Origin of the sequence: Nesterenkonia ebinurensis, assembly GCF_008711175.1 — a bacterium.
Taxonomy (GTDB): Bacteria; Actinomycetota; Actinomycetes; order Actinomycetales; family Micrococcaceae; genus Nesterenkonia; species Nesterenkonia ebinurensis.
Map to the genome: position 1 here is coordinate 531111 of NZ_VWNF01000011.1, position 19399 is coordinate 550509.

The following is a 19399-nucleotide window of genomic DNA, read 5'->3' on the forward strand; positions in this document are numbered from 1 at the left end:
AGGAACCTAACGCCTTCACTAAGGAATCACCTTTTGGCCAGCGGGCCGCTGAGCGACGTCATCGGACTCACCCTCTATGAATCCGTCCCACTGGAACTGGCCGTGTTCACCGGCATCATCCGGACTATCGCGTTCATAGCAGGCCCAATGCCGGCCTACCGAGCTGCGGAGAAAGATCCCATCGTAGCCTTACGATACGAGAAAGCACCGCGCTGGGAGGAGAGGCATCCAGTCGTCATCCCCTCCCAGCCGTAGTATCCGGTACACCCTGGGTACACCCGCGAGTCGAAAGTACCGGGTTTTGAGCAACTCCAACCAACGGTAACCAACGCACTGACCTGGGGAAGCGTAGAATAGGGCTTGTCATCGTGGTGCCTCTTACGGACTTTTAATCCGCTGGTCGCGGGTTCGAGCCCCGCAGGGCCCACCAGATCGTCGTTGTTCAAACCGCCGACGTTTCCGGTTTTACCTGCCTCGTTTCCGTTCTTGCCCTGCTGTGCGAGGGCGGTAGCGTGTACTTCGGGGTTGAACAGGATGTTGAACGGCACCCCTGGCTCTGCGTCAATCACATCGTCATCGGTGACGATGAGGCGGTCGAAGAAGGCTTGGTTGGCGATCCGGCGCAACGGATCATCGATGCTCATGTAGATCGCGTGACAGTCACTGGCCAGGGCCAGGCAGTCATCGAGGTGGGTACGGGCTTGATCGTATTCGATCTCGCTGGCCTGGATGCGGGAGTCGAGGAACGCGATCTGTCGGTCGATGATGAACCGTACTGGGTTTTGTTCCCTTGGGTGACGTGTCCTGGGTTCTGTTCCCCTGGGATGTGAGAATTCAAGAGGCTAGGGCTAGGGATGCCGGAGGGTGGTCGAAGTCCCGGAGCGGAAGATCCGTGCGCTGATTGCGGCTTTGGTTGCAGTCGGTGGCCAGTCCGTGCCGGCCGGAGAAGCTGGTGGATCGGGTCTTGGGAGATTCGCTGCCCAACAATCCTGCCCGTGTGCTCCAGGCCAAGCTCTCCCGGCTGAGGTCGCTGCTCGATGAGGCATCCCCGGGTGCCCGGCAGATGCTTATCCGTTCATCCGGGGGCTACAAGCTCAATGTCACTGCAGAGACGCTTGATGCCGCGGAGTTCCGGGAGAGGATCCGCAGCACCTCTGCCCAGTTCTCAGGCCAGGAGCAAGTCTTGGTGTTTGAAAAGGCCCTGGAGTTGTGGCGTGGAGAACCCTATGCGGAGTTCGCAGATGAGCTGTGACTGGCCGCTGAGGTCGGTGATCTTCAGGAGGCGCGACTGCAGGCAGTGGAACGCTGCGCCGAGACACTGATGGCGATGGATCCTGAGCGGGCGGTGAACTTTGTGGCTCCGTATTTGCCCGCACACCCAGCACGGGAGACCCTGGTGGCTCCACTGTTGCTTGCCTACTACCGCAGCCGTCGCCAGCCAGAGGCTCTAGCCGCCTATGAGCGGCTCCGAAAGCACCTGGCTGAAGAGCTCGGTGCTGACCCCAGCCCGGATCTTCAGGATCTGTACCTGAAGATCCTGCGTCAGGACCTTGCTGTGGAAGCAGAGCCAGCCCCTCCTTCGTCGGCCCCGGTGGCCTTGTGCCCGCGCCGCCGGCTGCCGGCCTATGCCTCTCCCTTCTTAGGGCGTGCTGAAGAGCTCAGTAATGTTCTGGCGCTGCTGGGTTCCCATCGGATAGTCACCCTGATGGGCATCGGCGTCATCGGTAAGACCAGGTTGGCAGTCGAAGCCACAGAACAAGAGGTGCACGATACTTCTGCCGAGGCGTGGTTCGTGGACCTCGCTGAAGTCAGCGCACAGGGTCAGGAGAACCCGGCGCGGGCTGAACGCGTAGTGGCACGTGTTGTGACTGCAGTTCTGGGATTGCCCACTCCTCGGGAGGACAGCGTTGGTCTGACGGAGCGTATCGCAGCCTCCCTGCAAGGTCGGGAGGCGCTGGTGGTTCTGGACAACTGTGAACATGTAGTTGAGGGTGCGGCGTCATTCGCCGAGAGACTGCTGCGCAATGCTGGTTCGGTGCGCCTTCTGGCGACGAGTCGTGAACCGTTGGCCCTGCCCGAGGAACAGCGTTACAGGGTTCCTCAGCTGCCGGTTAAAGGCGAGTATCTGCATTCGGCTAACGAGCTGGAACAGCTGAGCCCGGCCGTAGAGTTCTTTCTGACCCGGGTTCGGGCGGTGAACTCCGACGTGGTAGTCGACCAGAGCATTCTGGAGGCTGCAGAGCAACTGTGCCGTCACCTCGACGGTCTGCCGTTGGCTCTGGAGCTGGCCGCCGCGCAGACTAATGTGCTGTCGATCCCGGAGTTATTGGAACGCATCACCGATCGGTTGGACCTGTTGAGCCGACCTGGCAGAGCGGCCCCCAGGCGGCAGCAGACTCTGCGAGCGATGCTGGAATGGAGCTGGTCATTGCTAGACGACGAGGAGCGTGCCTTGTTGCGACGGTTGGCAGTGCATCCGGTCAGTTGGCGGCTCGACGTCATTGAAGAAATCTGTGCAAGCTCTCGCACCGAGACGGCAACCCAGTGGCCTGCCTATACTGTGGAGATTCCTCCCAGCCGCATACTGCCGTTACTCTCCCACCTGGTGGACAGCAGTCTGATGGCCACCGTGAACACCAGCGATGGTTTGCGCTACCGGCTACTGGAGACCGTGCACTCATACGCTGCTGAACAGCTCTCAGAATCAGGTGAGCAGCCTGCTGTTGCCGCCAGGCATGTGACCTACTTCCAGGAACTGGCCGAATGCGCTGAGATTTACCTCTTCGCACATCACGCCAAGGGATGGATCGACAGGATTGACGCCGAGCGCGGGCATCTGACCCATGCTCTGACCGAAGCCCTCCGTCGTGAGGATGTTCAGAGCGCTACACTCCTGGTGATGTCCACTTTCTGGTTCCGCTGGATGACCGGGCGCATTGACTCATTGGGCGAAGAACTTGCCGCAGTGGCGGCCTGTACGTATCCGGGGCGGAGTTCTGAGGATCGAAACCGCCACGCTCAGGTGAAGGTGCTTGCCCGTACTCTGCAAGCCGGGAAAACTGACGCCCGGGTGGAAGGGGTCGTGGCAGCCCTGGACGGCTTTGAAGACGACGACGCTGGCCCCCTGGCCAAGATGCAGGTCCAGTGGTTCGCTGCCAGCTGCATGCTGGCTCATCAGACCCACGGGGAACTGGGTGAGCGGCTCGCCGATGAGGCAGTTGAGTATCTGCTGGCTGTGGGCGAACTGTCCCGGGCTGCCTTCGCTGCGGCTCAGCGGGACTACTTTCTTATGGAGCACTTCGATATTCGGCCTAAGGGGTTGCCTGTTGGATACGACGCCGAGGAGATCCTGCGGGAGCAGGGGGATGCCGACGGAAGGACGCAGCTGCTGGCGGTGCAGTACTTGGTTGCGGTGGCAGACGGTGCCACCTCGCGGGCTCAAGAGATCACCGAGGAGGCTGTCCAGCTCGCGGACAGTTTGGGCCTGGAAGGCGAGCTTTCCTACTGGGAATCCGTACGAACCCTCAACAGCGTGCGTTTCCAGGACTTGGACGCTGCCCAAAGTCATCTGCACCGGACAAAAGAGCTGGCCCGCCGGACTGCCTATGCATTCTGCATCATGCATCCTGATGCCCTGGAGGCCGTCTTGGAGTTCCAGCTGAGAGACCCGGAGCAGGCTGAAAAAGTCCTGGCAGGGCTGAGGCCGGCTGAGCGAAACACGGCGCACCGCTCGCTCAGCCGGCTCCTTGGAGAGGACGCCCTGCCGGCAGGGCTCCGGCTCAGCCGAGCTTGATGTGTCGGCGCACCAGAACCAACACCACTGCTATAGCAAGGCTGATGCCTGCGAAGGCCCCGTAGCCGGTCTGCGTAGCAATGGTGAAGGCCGCATCGGCTGCCTCAATCAGCTGCGAGCCCTGCACGCCGTCGAGTCCCTCCGCCACTGCAGCAGAGGCGCCGAAGCTCTCCCCTGCGGCATCCACAGCTTCTTCCGGCAGCTGAGCATCGGCACGGTCCGACAGGATACGCCGGTAGAGGGTCAGGACCCCGCCGCCGAGGAAGGCTAGGGATGAGGCCATGCCCAGGCTCGAGGTCACATCCTGCACCGCGGTAGCCGATCCGGTCTTTTCTTCCGGGGCGGCTGTAATGAGCATCTGGGAGGCCAGCGTCATAAAGGGCGCACTGACGACAGAGATGATTGTCAGTGCGATGATGATGCTGACCAGGCTGGCCCCAGGCAGCATCAGGATGATGACAGCTCCGCCAGCGCCAGTGGTCGCCATGACTCCGGCCAGTGCCAGGCCTTTCCGCCGGGCGCGGGCGAACAGCGGAGTGAGCATAGTGCCCGCCGTCCCACCGATGGCCGGCCCCAGCAGCACCAGCCCGGTCTGCAACGGGCTCAGTCCACGGGTGATCTGCAAGAACTGGGGAAGCAACATATCGGCTATTGCCATGCCGAAGGCACCGATGAAGATCAGGATGAGCATCAGCCGAAGTGTCTTGTTCCGGAACAGGGCAAGGTCCAGCAAAGGAGCAGAAGTGGTGCGCTGGCGTCGCAGGAAAAGCAGCAGTAGCCCGATTCCGATGGCGGCAGATAACAGCGACAGAGCGGTCAAGTTCCCCGTGGCGATCTCCTGCAGACCGTAGACCAAGGCGAGCACGGCAGCAATGGACAGCACCACTGAGGGCGCGTCGATTCGCACGCCTCGGTCTGAGTGGTTGCGTTCCAGCAGGAAGGGGCCGCCGATCAGCAGTATCGCTGCTACGGGAACGTTGATCAGGAAGACAGCGCCCCACCAGAAGTGCTCCAGAATCAGCCCACCCAGTGGGGGTCCGGCTGCCATCCCGCCGGCGAAGGCAGCCATATAGGAGGCAAAGGCCACGTTGTACTGCTTGGGATTCCGGAAGGTCCGCCGGACGAGGATCATTCCTGCCGGAGTGAAAGCCGCTGCAGCTACACCCAGCAGGGCGCGTCCACCGATCAGCATCTCCGGATTAACGGCATAAGTGGCAATCAGCGAGGCCAAGCCGTAGGCGGCCACTGCACTGAGCAGCAACCGGCGTGCACCGATGCGTTGAGCCAGCAGGCCGAAGGTGATCATCGTGGCTGCACTGAGAAACTCACCAATATGCAGGATCCACAGAGGTTGAGAGCCCGCGGGCGCCAGATCTGCTGCGATGGCCGGCATCGCCAGATACAGCACTGTGATGTCGGTGGAGAGCATGAATAGCGGGATGACCAGGATGGCTAGCCCCAGCCATTGCCGAGTGCTGGCCTTGGGTGCTGAGGCCGCGGCGTCGTCGTTGTCCCCGACGGTGGGGTTCGGCTGGGTCTCTGGGGAACTCATGCTGGGACCTCCCGATCCTTCTCGGTGAATGTGGGTTCGAAGTCAAGCCCTGGGTAGGGGCGTGTAGTGCGGGCCTCGCGCAGCATCGGGGCCCACCACGCCAGCTCGTCCAGCACAGTGGTGGCTGGCCCGCGCAGCCCGGCGGTGTCCACCGGACGGCCGTCATGGTCGAAGACCTTCCAGAAATTGGCCAGAGATATGAAGTTCTTGGTGGTGATGGCCGGGAACTCCGGAAAGATGACGCGCAAGTGCTCTACCGCGGTCAGCCCGCCGGTGACCCCTCCGTAGGAGATGAAAGAGACCGGACGGAGCACCCACTCACCGTAGAACCAGTCGATCGCGGTCTTCAGGGAGGCGGGATAGCTGCGGTTGTAGACCGGGGTCAGCAGCACAAACGCATCGGCCCGGGACAATCTTTTACCCAGGGCTGCGACGTCGTCGGGAAGTGCGGCGTGGGGGTCGTTACCGGTCAGTTCCATCGGAAGCTGGTATTCAGCCAGGTCTATGACGTCCACGCGGAAGGACCCGTGTGCTTCGGCCTCGGCGGCGAACCATCTGGCCAGTGTGGGACCGAACCGGTCCGGGCGGATGCTGCCGATGATGACGGCCAGGGCGGGGGTCTTGGTAGCAGGCATGATCTCTTCTCGTGTGTGTCCGTGAAACTGTCACTACCGATGATGGAATCCGCTGCCTCCAAAAATGTTTCAGAAAAGCTCCGGCGGGAGATCCTCCACCAGCTCGCAGCCGATGGCGCCGTTGTCCTGCTGATCAGCTATGACACGGAGCTGCTCCAAATGACCGCAGACCGCCAGCTGATGTTTGAAGGGCCGGCAGAACACAGCTAACAGCAATGCCGTTCTGTTAAGGGCCGCAGGCGGGGCCAAGATCTTGGTGTGGAGTGTCGCAGGATAGGCTCTGCGATCGATGTCACGGCCTTTGGCACGGTATTTGAATCCTTCGTTCCTCCAACGTCACTCCGCCACTCGCCTTGACCACCATGCAACTGGCATGTCGATCGTCATCACGGAGTTTGGCTTAGGCAGTTATCAGTGTGTCGAGGAAAAGGTCCCTCCGGCCACTAGATCATCCATCGCGACGCTCCCGTTCCATGTATCAACGACGGGCACGTCCGAGACGAACAGGTTCAAGCTGACCAGCTCGCCGAGATGTTCGATATCTATGAAGCCGGGGGTGTGCGTGGTGGCTTTGTCTTCGAGTTCATCGAGCCCAGTTATGCGATCACGGCGCACCGGGCGCAGGGCGTCACCGTCGACACCGCGCATGTGCTGGTGGAGCCGAACACGACGAGGGAGAACTTCTACGTCGCGATGACCCGCGGCAAGCACGCCAACCATGTCTATGTGATCCTCGACCGGCCCGACGAACACGCCCATCCGCATCCGGGCGACAACCCCGACGCCACCGCACGTTCCGTCCTCTACGGCGTCCTGCAACACGTCGGGGCCGAGTTGTCCGCGCACGAGACCATCACCGCCGAACGGGAGCACTGAACCGCTTGTAAGTCTTGAGGTGGCTGGCCTGGGGCTGGCTGGCAGGGTTGGTGTCGTCACCTGATCCCGGGCGTGACCCTTGAATCGCCTGGCCTCCATGTGGAGTGTCTTTCCCAGGATCTGTCCGTTTGGTTTCGGGTGCCGACACCAGCCCTGGGCCACCACGATGGCCTGATCAGAAGCATGTCCATCCCATGGAATCCGCAGTCGGTGGGGTGTGACCCTTTACAGATGCTTCTATGTCTGTCAATACGCGATAGTTAGCTCCTGCTGGTGGGTGATGTAGCGCTTCAAGCAGCGGCGAATTTCTTTGGTAGTCCGTCCTTCTGCTTTTCGCCGTTCGAGGTAGTGGCGGGTCTCGGGATCGGTGCGCATCCGGGTCAGGACAACGGTGTTCAGCGCCTTGTTCAGCTTGCGGTCTCCGGCTCTGTTCAATCGATGCCTGAGAGTGTTGCCTGAGGATGCTGGGATCGGGCAGGTGCCAGCGATTCGGGCGAAGGCAGCTTCTCCTCGGACCCGATCCCGGATAAGCCCAAGCAGCGAGCACCACCGCGGCTGTCACCGCCCCGATCCCGGGCAGTTGCAGTAGTTGCGGAGCATGAGCTTCGACCAGTTCAGTAAGGGCAACACGATTCTGGGAGAGTTCCCCATCAAGGGCACGGATGCGCTTGGCTAGGTGCACCGCCTCGGCACGCCCAACGCGCGGTCCGAGAGGTTCCTCACGATGCCGCCAGGCAGCGATGAGCTCAATCTGCTTCGGTGTCAGCGCCTTGCGTGCCTCGATACCGAGGTCATAGGTCCTGACCAAGGCGGTGAGGGCATTGATGCATCGCAGTCGCTCAACGTTGAGATGGTCCCGCGCTGAAGTTAGTACTTGTAGCGCGTCATGGATTTCACCAGCGCGTCGGTCTCGTAGTGAGTTCACTGGCGTCGCCAGCGTTGATCGGGCAGCATCGAGTGCATCGGTTTTCGCATGCCCACGTTGTTTGGTTGGTGTGGGTGCTTCCACGACTCGGTAGCCGACTTCAGACAGCACACCGCTGAGTTTTGCACCGTAGGAGCCTGTGCCCTCAGCTGCGATGAGCACAGCGTCAAGGTCGCCATGGGTGCGACGACTGATCCATTCCCGAGCTCGGCGCAGTCCGGCGGCGGTGGTGGGAAAACTCGTTTGATCGATCACTATTCCGTTGGCAGCAGAGAGGATGGCATAGCTGTGGGTGGCGGCGTGGGTATCGACTCCGACCACGTATTGGTAGAAGTCCGCAATATTGCTTGTCACACTGGACATGACGGTGTTCCTGTTCTCTCGTCTTGGACAGATACGTCGTTGCCGACGCCGGTCCGGGGAGAGAAGTCACTACGAGGCATGCCTGTAATGGGTCACACCCCACCGACTGCGGATTCCATGGGATGGACATGCTTCTGATCAGGCCATCGTGGTGGCCCAGGGCTGGTGTCGGCACCCGAAACCAAACGGACAGATCCTGGGAAAGACACTCCACATGGAGGCCAGGCGATTCAAGGGTCACGCCCGGGATCAGGTGACGACACCAACCCTGCCAGCCAGCCCCAGGCCAGCCACCTCAAGACTTACAAGCGGTTCACTGGACATTGTTCGGTGGCGGTGATGAGGTCATCGAGTGCTTGGAGCACTTGGGTGGGTTGGTTGTGGATGATGAAGTGGGAGCTGTCCTCCACCAGGAGCGTTTTCACCGCTAGGTTGATGCGCTCGGCTCTGCGTTGTGCCCTCTCGGGAGAGTGGACGACCGATTGCACTGCAATGAGTTGCTGGACTGGCATGTCGAGTTCTCGTAGCTGGACCTTGGGTACCAAGGAGGCTTCCGGTGCCTTGATGCGGAAGGAACGCATGGCCAGTGTGGCCAGTTCGATGATGTCGTCGTGGCCTGGGGCTCCTTGCCCGGCCCAGCGGAAGAGCCGGTTGATGTTCTGTTCAGTGGGGAAGAGATACGGGCGGATGCAGTGCAGTATCCAGCGCAGCCTGAAGGGGGCGAATACCTGAGCGGGATCCAACAGCGTTAATGATCTCACCCGTGAGGGGTGTGCCACCGTCAGCCCGGCGGCGAGCCACCCGCCAAAGGAGTACCCGCATACATGAGCAGCTCCCAGGCCAAGACCATCTAAGGTGCTTACCAGCGAAGCGGTGTAGTCCCCGTCTGACCGTAGCCTCACGCCGTCGTTGACGCTGAGTCCGGGCTCGCCGATGGTGTCGATGGCATACACCCGGTAGCGGGAGGCTAGATCGTGGATCAGAGGGGTCCAACTCGGCGAGGGCGTGTAGCGCCCGTGCAGCAGTACCAAGGGTGGGCTCTCCACATTGCCGGCGACAAGCACCCCGGTACGCCCGTAGCGATGAGCGATGAGCTCTCGCTGGTGAGAGGGCCAGTCATGCAGCATGTGCTCGTAATGGTTCATGAACTTCTCACGCCATTGCGGGCTGACGAACGATGAGGCAGGGGTCGAACCTCGCACAGGAGAACCTCCAATCTGATAGTGACTTTCAAGTGTGTTCACTATAGCGCCTGCATCGCATACCTGCAAGTGACTATCAAGTTTGTTCGATCCAGGGTTATCATGCTGAGCATGAGCGAAGATTTAGGTGCATGGGAGCAGAGGAAGCTCACCGCTATGCGCCACATTCAACGGGTTGCCCTTGAGCTTTTCGACGTCGAGGGGTACCAGAGAGTCACAGTGGAGCAGATCGCCGCCGAAGCAGCCGTTTCACCCAGTTCGATATATCGCTACTTCGGCACCAAGGAGCACATTGTGCTCTGGGACGAGCATGATCGGGGCCTGATGAGTGGCATTGAACATGGTCTTCAACAGGGTGCTGTGCTTGACGCGATCGAGACCCAAGTACGCCGCGTGGGCACCTACGTTGACGCGCTCGATGAGAGTGAAAGGGAGTTCCTGCGCCGCCGCATCAGCTATATCGTGGAGGAACCGATGATCCTCGCGGCCATGCACCGGCAGGCCGATGCCATGGAGGCCGAACTCCGCTCAGTCCTATCATGGGGAAGAGAGCAAGGCCGAGATGCTGTGGAACTGAGGATCGTCGCGGGGATGGTCGCTTCGACCGTGCTGAATGTCATCATTGCCTGGGCGGAACAGAAAGATCCCCATGCCGAGCTCTCACCACTTTTCAAACAAGCGTTCCAATTACTACGGCGAGGTATCACAACCGAGCGCAGCCAGTGATCACCGCAAGGATCAGGCGCTCCCCACAGGGACTATTCTGATGCTGTTGCGTACCAGTGTTGTTGCTTCACCTCGGGTGGGGGCGGGTTACCCATGAAGACCAGCGACGCACATATTCGAATTGCTCGCCCTACACTCGATCCAGCAGGCATTCGCCGCTTCTAGGTTGAGGGCCTAGGCATGTCTGTCCTCTACGAGGGCGATGCCCAGATCGAGCAACGGTGCTGGGAGCTAGTGATGTGCGGCTTCGAGAACGCCCGGTGGCATCTGGAATTCACCCGGTGTGAGCCTCACACGATCATCCCGTCTCCGACCATCGACGACCTTCTGGTGTTCTACCTCGGCGACAGCTCCTCCGTCCAAGAGGTACAGACGAGATTGGAGCGTCTGGGCGGGACTACCGTGGCCTCAGAGAATCCCTATTGGGACGAGGGCGGAGTCACCCTCGTTGATCCTGATGGCTACCGTCTAGTCCTCACCACCCGGATATGGACGTGAGCGAAGGCCCAGAACACGCACGCGGCACCGAGTAGAATCCCGTGGGCTACGCGCACCACGTCGGGAGCGAAGAACTGCGGCAGATACAGGATCACCAGTAAAGCTAGCGGTATGCCGGCCCAGTGCATGGGGGCACAGTTCCAAGTATCGACCGCCAGCAGCGCGGCACCAATGGCAAGGATCAGCAGGCCGAGCGCGAAAAGGGAGATCGCCACCGGTTCCCCACGCACGAGCGATGTCAGTCATGGCTGCTTCGACCTACCCCTGCACCAGCCCCATCCGATGGTAAATGTCTGGAGCAATGTGCTGGACAGGCTATGGCAAGGCCACGACCAAAAGCTCTAGGATGTGACGGTATTCTATGCCTGTTGCACGGGACATCCCTATCTCACATGTTCTGTTGGTCGAAGCGTGTGCAGCTGCGCCATACTGTCGCACTTCCGTTGCCTGGAGCTTAGTTGCGGACTCAGTCAGCTCAGGACGTAACATGCCGCGGTCACCTGCGAAGGCACAGCAATTCCAGGATTCGGGAATGTAAATATCCTCCGAGATCGCCTCGGCAATTTTTACTAGCGCTGGGTTCAAACCAATCCGGCTCGACGAGCAGGTCGGGTGCAACGTAAGTGAGGGAAAACCCTGGGCTTCCGAAAACTCAGGCAGGTTTGGGAGTATTCTGTCGGCAGTAAAGTGGACAACATCGATTACTTCAATCGCTGTGCCATCTAGTAGGGCAGCTAAACCTTCTGTGCAGGACGAAGCATCGGATACTACCGGGATTCTGCCGCCGTCAGTTGCTTGGTTCAACCTTTCGATTACTTGTTGTCGCATGTGCTGATAGCCGCTGTGGTACCCCTTGGACTTCCATGGAGTACCACAGCACAGCTTGGAGACTCCTTCAGGAGTGCACACTTCTATGCCCGCTCGTTCACATAGCATGCGGAAGGAGTCGGCTACGCCTACAGTTACCAAACCGCAGGCGACTTTTGCCTGTTCCACTACTTCACCAGGGCCGAAAATCGTGTTCGTGCAACTGGAGAACCAGACGATCTCTGCCTGGGGATTCTCGATGGTGACGCGCTGCTCCCCTCCCGTGGGAAGGTCGGCGCTGTACTGGGGCACTGTCTCCTCTCCCGCCACTTTGCGGGCTATGGAAGATGCGGCCACAGGCAACAGCGAAGGTAACTTATCCGTTGATGTCAAGGCCAGCGACCCCAAAGCACTGGCCTTGTGCCAATGATGGGCTGCAGCATTCCACGCACGCTGGCCCAGCCGACTAGTGTTTTCTTCCCGCAACCTTCTGACGAGGTCTCCTGTGTTGATGAAGACCGGGCAGGCGGTCTGGCACATACCATCTACCGCGCATGTATCCAGCCCTTCATACTCATACTGTCCCCTAAGGGTGGCGGCCAACTCGGTATGGCCTTCGGCATCAGCACGGGCGATCTCGCGACGGATAACGATGCGCTCTCGCGGGGTGGTCGTCAGGTCCTTGCTGGGGCAGACCGGTTCGCAGTAACCGCATTCCACACATCGGTCAACTTCTTCTTCGACACCAGGGGCAGTCTTGAGGTTCCGCAGGTGGGCGTGGGGATCTTCAGTAAGCAGAACTCCTGGGTTGAGCAAATGCTCCGGGTCGATGAGGTCTTTGACCTCCCACATTGCTCGGTAGAGTTCTTGGCCCACCTGGCGAGGGACGAATGGTGCCATCATTCGTCCTGTCCCATGCTCAGCCTTTAATGTTCCGCCCTGGGAAAGCACCAGGTCGACCAAATCTTCGGTGAAAGCCCGGTAACGAAGCACTGCGTGACGACTCTCAATTTCGGCATCATCGAGTTCCAAGTCACGACGGGCGGTGTTGTTTGGCTCATCGACCTCGTCAGCTGCGCTGAACTGTTCAGTGATCATGAAGTGGATGTTGCCGTCTTTTGCATGACCAAAAATCACCGCATCGTCGTAACCATACGCGTCGAACAGCATGGTCAGAGCTTCACAAGTCTCACCCAGTCTTTCCATGGGCACTGCAATGTCCTCCAGCAACGCAGTAGTGCCCGAGGGGCGATTACTCGCCACAGCGGCGAAAAGTCCCTTGCGAGTGGCCCACAAAGCTGACCGGCGACCAGGATCACTGGAGAACTCCACATCGAGAAAAGGTGGGAACTTCTGCCATACCAAGGCGACTGAATTGAGCTTCTCGGTGAGCCGATGGTCTTCGGCCTCCTGGAACTCCACCAACAATGCGCAGTGATGGGCCAGATCGATCGAGACAATCTCACGTGGACAGTTGGGATCTTGCTGAGCTACCCGGAGGCTCGTGGCATCCATCAGTTCTACTGTGGCCGGGCCAACTGCCACTAAGTCCGGGAGTGCAGCAGTAGCAGTTCGCAGGTCCTCGAAGATCAGCAGTCCTGTCGCTACGTGAGGTTTCACCGTCACCGTACAAAAGGTAGCCTCGGCTATGAACGCCAGTGTCCCCTCGGAGCCGATGCACAAGTGCTCTAGAATCTTGACTGGCTCGTCATAGTCAAGAAACGAGTTCAACCCATAGCCCATGGTGTTCTTGATCGAATGCAAAGCCTCGATTCGTTCTATCGTCTGCTGGTCCCCGCGTAGCCGATCCCGCAGAGCCGCCAATCCTGCGTGAATCTCCGGCTCATCTCGGCGAAGGGCTGCGTCAGCATTATTGGTACCAGTATCAACCACAGTGCCGCTTGGGAGCACCAGCACTGCTGAATCTAAAGTTTGATAAGTGTTGGACTCGATACCACAAGCCATGCCCGATGAGTTATTGGCTACCACACCCCCGATGGTGCAGGCAATCTCGCTGGCGGGGTCAGGCCCAAGCTTACGGCCATGTCGAATCAATCGCGCGTTGACATTGCGGAGCACCGCTCCCGGTCCGCAGCGAACTCGGGTACCACCGTTAAGGACCTCGATCTGTCGAAAGTGCCGACGGGTATCGACCAGAACCGATTCGGTGACCGATTGCCCCGACAAGCTGGTACCGCCTGAGCGGAAAGTTAGTGGCATCCGGCGCTCACGGCACTCAGCGAACAGAGCCGCCAACTCATCAATGGTAGTCGGCTTAACAAGCACCTGAGGGGTCATCCGATAGTGCGAGGCATCATGCGCCGCCGCAAACCTATCAATAGCTCGCACACTCACCTCTGCAACCGCACCACGCAGTGCCGTAGCGAGCGTCGAATCTACCTCATCATGTGGGGAATGACGATTCATCTTATATCCGTTCGGTCCTTAGCTCATCCAATCGATTTCTCGCCGGGTCAATGTCCAACAGGGAATTATCAGCATCAAATTCGCCGTCGCTTCCCTGCACAGTGGTGCACGAGGGGCTGGAGAGTCCTTCTGCATACCCGGCCGGCTTTAGTCCTCCTGTCTCACCTCGCCGTTGACTCGCCGGTTCAGCCCCCAAGGATTTTCAGCCTGCACTGGGGCCGGCATTAGGGCTTCTGGGAAATTCTGGTAGGCGACTGGTCGCAGGAACCTTTCAATCGCTAGAGTTCCCACACTTGTCGTGCGTGCATCAGAAGTAGCCGGAAACGGTCCACCATGGACTATGGAGTGGTTGACTTCCACACCAGTGGGCCAATCGTTGACCAGGAGACGACCAACCTTCTGCTCCAACACAGGCACCAGCGGAGCGGCGGTCGAGTAGTCATCGTGGGTGAGATGCAGAGACGCGGTAAGCTGCCCCTCCAGTTGCCGTATTACGTTGATGAGATCGTCGGCGGAATCGTATCGGATGATCAACGATGCCGCTCCGAAGATCTCCTGGTGCAACACCGGGTTGTTCCGAAACTGCTCTGCGGTGGCCTGGTAGATCACTGGGGCAGGCGCGTTCTGGGTCTCACCTTCACTGCCCTTGCCAACCAACTCGACGCTGGGTTGGGCTGCTAGCTGCTCGACCCCTTCCTTCCACGAACCGTAAATCGGCTCGGAGAGCATAGTCTGCCCTGCAGTCAAACCTGTCACCGCACCGACAGCCATAACAAAGGCGTCGCCCTTCTCTCCAGTGGGAACGAACACCAGTCCGGGTTGGGTACATAATTGCCCGGAAGATCCGGTGACAGAAGTCAGATAGGCACTAGCCAAATCGGACATCCCATCGTCATCGTTGCTTAACACTCCATTGAAGATGAACACAGGATTAATACTGCTCATCTCCGCATGGACCGGGATCGGCACCTCCCGTGCGGCTGCAACCCTCATCAGAGAAGTGCCCGCAGCACGGGAACCAGTAAATCCGACAGATTTGATGGCCGGGTCTGAGACCAGCGCCTGACCTATCGACGAGCCGGGTCCGTAGATCAGGCTGAACACCCCAGGGTGCAGCCCGGCATCCGCTACTGCCTGGGTGATGGCGGTTCCCACGATCTCTGAGGTCCCTGGATGGGCATTATGGGCTTTGACAATAACAGGAGAGCCAGCAGCCAGCGCCGAGGCGGTATCTCCACCAGCAACCGAAAACGCCAGCGGAAAGTTCGAAGCGCCGAAAACTGCGACCGGTCCCACTGAAATTTTGCGCTGACGGATATCTGGACACGGCATCGGCTGACGTTCCGGCAAAGCAGGGTCCCAGCGAACTCCCCGAAAGTCTCCCTGACGCACCACCTTGGCGAAGAGCCGCAATTGGTTGACTGTCCGGCCCCGCTCGGCGGTTGCCCGAGCCTCCGGAAGTCCAGTCTCAAGTAACAGCCGCCTAGTAATCTGTTCACCGATGGCCTCGATGTTTTCAGCGACCTTCTCCAGGAAGTCTGCGTGGGCCTCCGGATCCAGAGTCGACAAGGATTGGTAAGCCTCGGCAGCGGCCGCTGTAGCAGTCTTCAGCTGTGACTCATCGATCAGAGTGAACCCTGGCTCAAGTGCCTCACCAGTAGCGGGGTTGTATCCGTAAATCGTTTTCCCCCTGCCGACAATGTGCTCGCCGGCAATGATCGAGTGTCCCTTCAGATTCTGACTCATACTCAGCTCCAATTCTTCTGTTCCGCGGAGGGCATTAATGGTCCACACGTGAAAATTCGGTCTATTCTTATGTCGGAGATGGGTCCGTGGAAGATCCTTAAAAGGTCAGGAAATGAAACAGTACGCCAGGTGCCCGCCTTAGGGGATCTCTGCAAGAACCGCTTCTCGTAGCTCCCGCACAGCTAGAGCTGTTGCAGTGTCTAGTTGCATGTGCGGCGGCCGCACTTGGCCCACGGGCAGGCCGTTGAGTCGCAGCAACTCTTTGATGACAGCGACGTTGTTACGGTTACGGTTTTTTGTGCGCAAATCCTCCAAAGGTCGGACTAGATCTATCAGATGGCCAAGACGCTCTTGGTCTCCTTCGACTGCAGCTTGGTGTATAGCGAGCGAGGCAGCGGGTATCGCGTTGGCTAGTCCGGAGGTAAACCCCGTGACGCTGAGATCTAAAAAGTCAGCGACCCTTGTCTCCGCGGCACCATTAATCCACACACAGCCAGTCGACCCGACAACTCCGCGCAACGCGGCCATGGATTCCAAATCTGATCGCGCGTACTTGACTCCCACTACGGCTGGGTGGTCAATCAACCGTGCCAAATTGGAGACATCTAACAATGACGTGCGCAAGTACAGAACCACAGGGAGCGGAGAGGCATCGCACAAAGCAAAATAGTAGTTAAGAAGACCCTGAGCGTCCCCAAATGGGTCGGTCGGCTCATGGACCATGATGGCCTTGTAGCCGAGTTCAGTGGCTAGTTCGGCCTCCCTTATGAGACTGGGGAACGGCCCACTGACTCCCGCGATGAGAGTCGCCGTCTCACCAGCTGCCGCGACCGACCCCAACACCGCCTCACGTTCAGACCAATCCAACTGGTGCACCTCTGCGGTGTTGCCTAGTGCAGTCAGGCTATGAATACCCTGGTTAGCAATGGACGCCGCCAGGTTGGACAATAATGTCTTATCCACCCCAACGAAGCCATCATAGAATGGCGTTATAAGGACACAGCTAACGCCGCTCAGAGTCTGAACAAGAGCAGTCGCATCTTCTTTGGATGAAGCAGGATGGGCGTGCTTATAACCGGTCATGCAAGGTCCTCTTTGTAAGAAGGATGGTTGCCGCAGTAACGCGCATATCTCTCCATCGTCTGTTCATCGGGCGGATAAGTGCCCCGAAGCCCCACTCCTGCTTGTACCTGCGACAAAATAAAGTCCTCCAAAGCCTCCTGTTCGGCAGCGGGTTGTGCGATATCGGACACCAGGTGCCGCGGTACGCAAACCACGCCGTCGCTATCACCAACTAGTATGTCCCCGGGGAATATGGGAACTCCCGCGCACCCAATCGGCACGTTCAGGTCGACCGCGTGATGGGTAGCGAGATTTGTCATCGCCGCCGGGGCAGCCGCATAAACAGGCATGTCGAGTTCCGAGATCCCGGCGATGTCGCGCAAAGATCCATCTGTGACCACGCCCGCCGCACCGCGAGCTGCAGCCCGGGTGAGCAGAATGTGCCCAGCGGAGGCCGCGCGTGTTTCCTGGCGACAGTCCATGACTAGAATCTGGCCAGATTTGGTGGACTCAATGGCTTTACGCTGTGGGTGGTCGTAGTCGTCAAAGGCGGCCAAGACATCGATGTCTTCACGTGCGGGAATGTATCGCAAGGTAAATGCTTCCCCCAACATTCGACCAGTAGGGCTGCTTTGGAGCCGCACTCCAGCCAGGAAGGTATTGCGATAACCTAACTTGAAAAGTTGTGTGGTGATAGTGGCAGTACTAGCACGGGAGAGAGCGGCTAGATCTTTCGGGTTTAGCACAGTTGAAGATCCATGTTTTGGCTGATCGGGCATGGAGTTAATCACTTCCTAAAAGGTGTGGTGTGGGGTCCTTGGTCGGCGAAGACGTCAGCTCCCGGGGGGCGGGCTTGCGCGCTGAGACCGCCGTCCACCTGGAGTACCTGACCGGTGACGTAGGCAGATTCCGACCCGGCGAGAAAGGCGACGGCAGTCGCGACATCGTCACCGGTGCCGATCCGTCCCAATGGAATGGTTGCGGCGCGGGCCGCGAGATCTGCAGGGTCAGCCCCGGCCAGCCGATCGTTGATCACAGCGCCCGGCGAAACAGCATTGACGCGAATGCCAAGTGGTGCCAGGTCGAGAGCCATCGAACGGGTAGCAGCCTCGACTGCTCCCTTAGTCGCGTCGTAAGCCACAGCATTGCGGTGGGCCCGAGTAGCGCCGACTGAGGAGATGTTGACCACTGCGCTATCGGATGCGGCAACTTTCCCCCCTTGAGTGGCGGCGTGAGCGAACTCACGCACGCAGAGAAAGACACTTCTGGCATTGACGGCAAAGCTGCGATCCCAGTCACCGGGGTCGACTTGCAAGAGCGGTTGACGTGCGACCATGGGAGCCGCGGCATTGTTCACCAATACGTCGGCCACGCCCCACCTGTCAGCGACTACGTCGAACAAAGCCGCGACCTCGTCAGGATCAGATACATCGGCCGCCACCCCAACGGCCTCGCCCCCTGTACTGCGGAGGGCAGCTGCAGCGTGCTCGGCCTCATCAGCATGGAGCGCATTGACGACCACCCGGAGACGTTTCAAAGCGAGGTGGCGAGCGATCGCAAACCCGATGTTACGTCCCGCGCCAGTGACAATAGCAGTCCGTGTACTCACTGTCTCACCGCCGCCCTGTCCTCGACCTGTTCACGGCTATTTTGCGACCATGTCAGCGGAGAGGCACAAGCATTTAGTCGATCACGGTCCAGACTCATGCCCAATCCGGGTCCATCCGGGACCAGCAGGCGTCCCTTCTCATAACTGACAGGCTCCTTAACCACGTCGGTGGTGTAGAGCAGTGGGCCGACGGGGTCGCTGGGCAACTTCACCGTCTGCATCGCCATGGCCACATGGGCGGCGGCAGCAGTGCCTACGGACAGTTCCTGAGTGGTTCCAACCAGGCAGGGTTTTCCAGCTGCTTCGGCGAGAGCGAATATTCGCCGGGCAGGGGTAATGCCGCCGATGGCGATCACGCTAACGTTGAACACATCCACAGCGTCGGCAGCAACTAGATCGAGTGCCCAACGGTTACCGTAGATGTGTTCGCTCACGGGCACGGGTAGTCGCTGTTTTGCGAACACAAGACCACGGATGTCGTGGTTGGGCGCGGGCGCCTCGACCATGTCAAAGCCAACGTCCATTACTCGCTCTGTGAAAACGCACGCCTCTTTCGCCGAGAGCATATTAGAGAAATCCAGGGACTTGAAGCTGACGGTATCGCCGAAACGATCACGAGCCCGGCGTAGAAACTGCTCGTCCAGATCCAAATGTCGTCCTACGTACACGCGAAAGTGGTTGAAACCCTCACTGATCCGGCGGTCCATCATTTCCAGGTTGACTTCCAAGTCATCTTCATGGGTCTGCCGGAAGATTGGATAAGCGATGGCAACGGAGTCACGGACCTGCCCACCGAGCAAATCGCAAACACGCACGTCGAGATGCTTGGCAGCCAAATCCCATAACGCAATGTCCACACCGCATTTGATGGCCCGGCTTTTATCGTAAATATACTCAGCTTGCGGGAATTCGCCCTCTAATCTCGTCTCGGCTTCTGTCAACTCCAGCGGAGACAGGCCCACCAGAAGGTCGTTCAGAGTCTGCGCTAACTCCGGCACATCGAAATGATAGCGAGGCAGGTGCTGGAGGTCAGACATCTCCCCCAGACCGACGAGGTCGTTGTCATCCGTGAGTAATTCAACCATGATGTGGCCGCAAGTGATGCTGTTATGTCGCGGGGTGTTAACAGGTGTGAGCCGTACCTTATTAATCCGGGGATTATTCCGGGGCATGGAAAC

General features: G+C 59.2%; 16 protein-coding genes, 1 tRNA gene and 2 pseudogenes. 9 read left to right on the top strand and 10 right to left on the bottom strand.

Annotated features, from left to right (window positions below; translation table 11 throughout):
* Positions 1 to 33 precede the first annotated feature (33 nt).
* The 5 genes from F0311_RS06310 to F0311_RS06330 all read left to right on the top strand — a co-directional run bounded on the left by F0311_RS06310 (position 34) and on the right by F0311_RS06330 (position 3793).
* Positions 34 to 255: a hypothetical protein gene (locus F0311_RS06310; protein WP_150461075.1), complete on the top strand. Its 222-nt coding sequence runs from the start codon at positions 34 to 36 to the stop codon at positions 253 to 255.
* A 101-nt stretch (positions 256 to 356) separates the two neighbouring features.
* A tRNA-Ser gene (locus tag F0311_RS06315) sits at positions 357 to 430 on the top strand.
* A gap of 82 nt (positions 431 to 512) precedes the next feature.
* Positions 513 to 830, top strand: a complete 318-nt coding sequence (locus tag F0311_RS06320) for a hypothetical protein (protein WP_150461076.1) — start codon at positions 513 to 515, stop codon at positions 828 to 830.
* Between the two features lie 92 nt (positions 831 to 922).
* Entirely contained in the window at positions 923 to 1252 is a 330-nt protein-coding gene (locus tag F0311_RS06325) for an AfsR/SARP family transcriptional regulator (protein ID WP_150461077.1), read from the top strand.
* The gene (locus F0311_RS06330) at positions 1253 to 3793 is read left to right on the top strand and encodes an ATP-binding protein (protein ID WP_150461078.1); all 2541 of its coding nucleotides are present in this window, start codon (positions 1253 to 1255) and stop codon (positions 3791 to 3793) included.
* Here the strand turns inward: F0311_RS06330 and F0311_RS06335 are convergent.
* A complete protein-coding gene (locus F0311_RS06335; RefSeq protein ID WP_150461079.1) occupies positions 3780 to 5345 on the bottom strand; it encodes an MFS transporter in 1566 nt (521 codons plus the stop codon). The genes F0311_RS06330 and F0311_RS06335 overlap by 14 nt on opposite strands.
* The gene (locus F0311_RS06340) at positions 5342 to 5980 is read right to left on the bottom strand and encodes an NADPH-dependent FMN reductase (RefSeq protein ID WP_150461080.1); all 639 of its coding nucleotides are present in this window, start codon (positions 5978 to 5980) and stop codon (positions 5342 to 5344) included. The genes F0311_RS06335 and F0311_RS06340 overlap by 4 nt, the downstream gene beginning before the upstream one ends.
* Before the next feature lie 21 nt (positions 5981 to 6001).
* Here F0311_RS06340 and F0311_RS17970 point away from each other — a divergent pair, with 21 nt between their 5' ends.
* Entirely contained in the window at positions 6002 to 6190 is a 189-nt protein-coding gene (locus F0311_RS17970; protein WP_191089772.1) for a hypothetical protein, read from the top strand.
* Positions 6191 to 6577: 387 nt separating this feature from the next.
* Positions 6578 to 6850, top strand: a pseudogene (locus F0311_RS06345) (C-terminal helicase domain-containing protein); the annotation flags it as partial.
* A 252-nt stretch (positions 6851 to 7102) separates the two neighbouring features.
* Here the strand turns inward: F0311_RS06345 and F0311_RS06350 are convergent.
* Together F0311_RS06350 and F0311_RS06355 are read right to left on the bottom strand one after the other, a co-directional pair.
* Positions 7103 to 8144, bottom strand: a pseudogene (locus tag F0311_RS06350) (IS110 family transposase).
* A 302-nt stretch (positions 8145 to 8446) separates the two neighbouring features.
* Entirely contained in the window at positions 8447 to 9289 is an 843-nt protein-coding gene (locus tag F0311_RS06355) for an alpha/beta fold hydrolase (protein ID WP_150461081.1), read from the bottom strand.
* A gap of 126 nt (positions 9290 to 9415) precedes the next feature.
* On the opposite strand from F0311_RS06355, the gene F0311_RS06360 reads away from it, so the two are divergent.
* Positions 9416 to 10072, top strand: a complete 657-nt coding sequence (locus F0311_RS06360) for a TetR/AcrR family transcriptional regulator (protein ID WP_150461082.1) — start codon at positions 9416 to 9418, stop codon at positions 10070 to 10072.
* A 180-nt stretch (positions 10073 to 10252) separates the two neighbouring features.
* Positions 10253 to 10570, top strand: a complete 318-nt coding sequence (locus tag F0311_RS06365; RefSeq protein ID WP_223881164.1) for a hypothetical protein — start codon at positions 10253 to 10255, stop codon at positions 10568 to 10570.
* 315 nt (positions 10571 to 10885) lie between these two features.
* Here the strand turns inward: F0311_RS06365 and F0311_RS06370 are convergent, their stop codons facing one another.
* From F0311_RS06370 to F0311_RS06395, 6 genes are all read right to left on the bottom strand, one after another.
* Positions 10886 to 13804, bottom strand: coding sequence for an FAD-binding and (Fe-S)-binding domain-containing protein (locus tag F0311_RS06370; protein ID WP_150461083.1), 2919 nt, complete (start codon positions 13802 to 13804; stop codon positions 10886 to 10888).
* A 147-nt stretch (positions 13805 to 13951) separates the two neighbouring features.
* Positions 13952 to 15550 (bottom strand): aldehyde dehydrogenase (NADP(+)), encoded by a 1599-nt coding sequence (locus F0311_RS06375; RefSeq protein ID WP_150461084.1) that lies wholly within the window; start codon positions 15548 to 15550, stop codon positions 13952 to 13954.
* A gap of 138 nt (positions 15551 to 15688) precedes the next feature.
* Positions 15689 to 16633 carry a dihydrodipicolinate synthase family protein gene (locus F0311_RS06380; RefSeq protein WP_150461085.1) on the bottom strand — a complete coding sequence of 315 codons (945 nt, stop codon included), beginning with the start codon at positions 16631 to 16633 and terminating at the stop codon, positions 15689 to 15691.
* Positions 16630 to 17391, bottom strand: coding sequence for a ribonuclease activity regulator RraA (locus F0311_RS06385; protein ID WP_150461086.1), 762 nt, complete (start codon positions 17389 to 17391; stop codon positions 16630 to 16632). The genes F0311_RS06380 and F0311_RS06385 overlap by 4 nt, the downstream gene beginning before the upstream one ends.
* Before the next feature lie 8 nt (positions 17392 to 17399).
* Positions 17400 to 18221, bottom strand: coding sequence for an SDR family NAD(P)-dependent oxidoreductase (locus F0311_RS06390; RefSeq protein ID WP_150461087.1), 822 nt, complete (start codon positions 18219 to 18221; stop codon positions 17400 to 17402).
* Positions 18218 to 19393, bottom strand: coding sequence for a mandelate racemase/muconate lactonizing enzyme family protein (locus tag F0311_RS06395; protein WP_150461088.1), 1176 nt, complete (start codon positions 19391 to 19393; stop codon positions 18218 to 18220). The genes F0311_RS06390 and F0311_RS06395 overlap by 4 nt, the downstream gene beginning before the upstream one ends.
* Positions 19394 to 19399 lie beyond the last annotated feature (6 nt).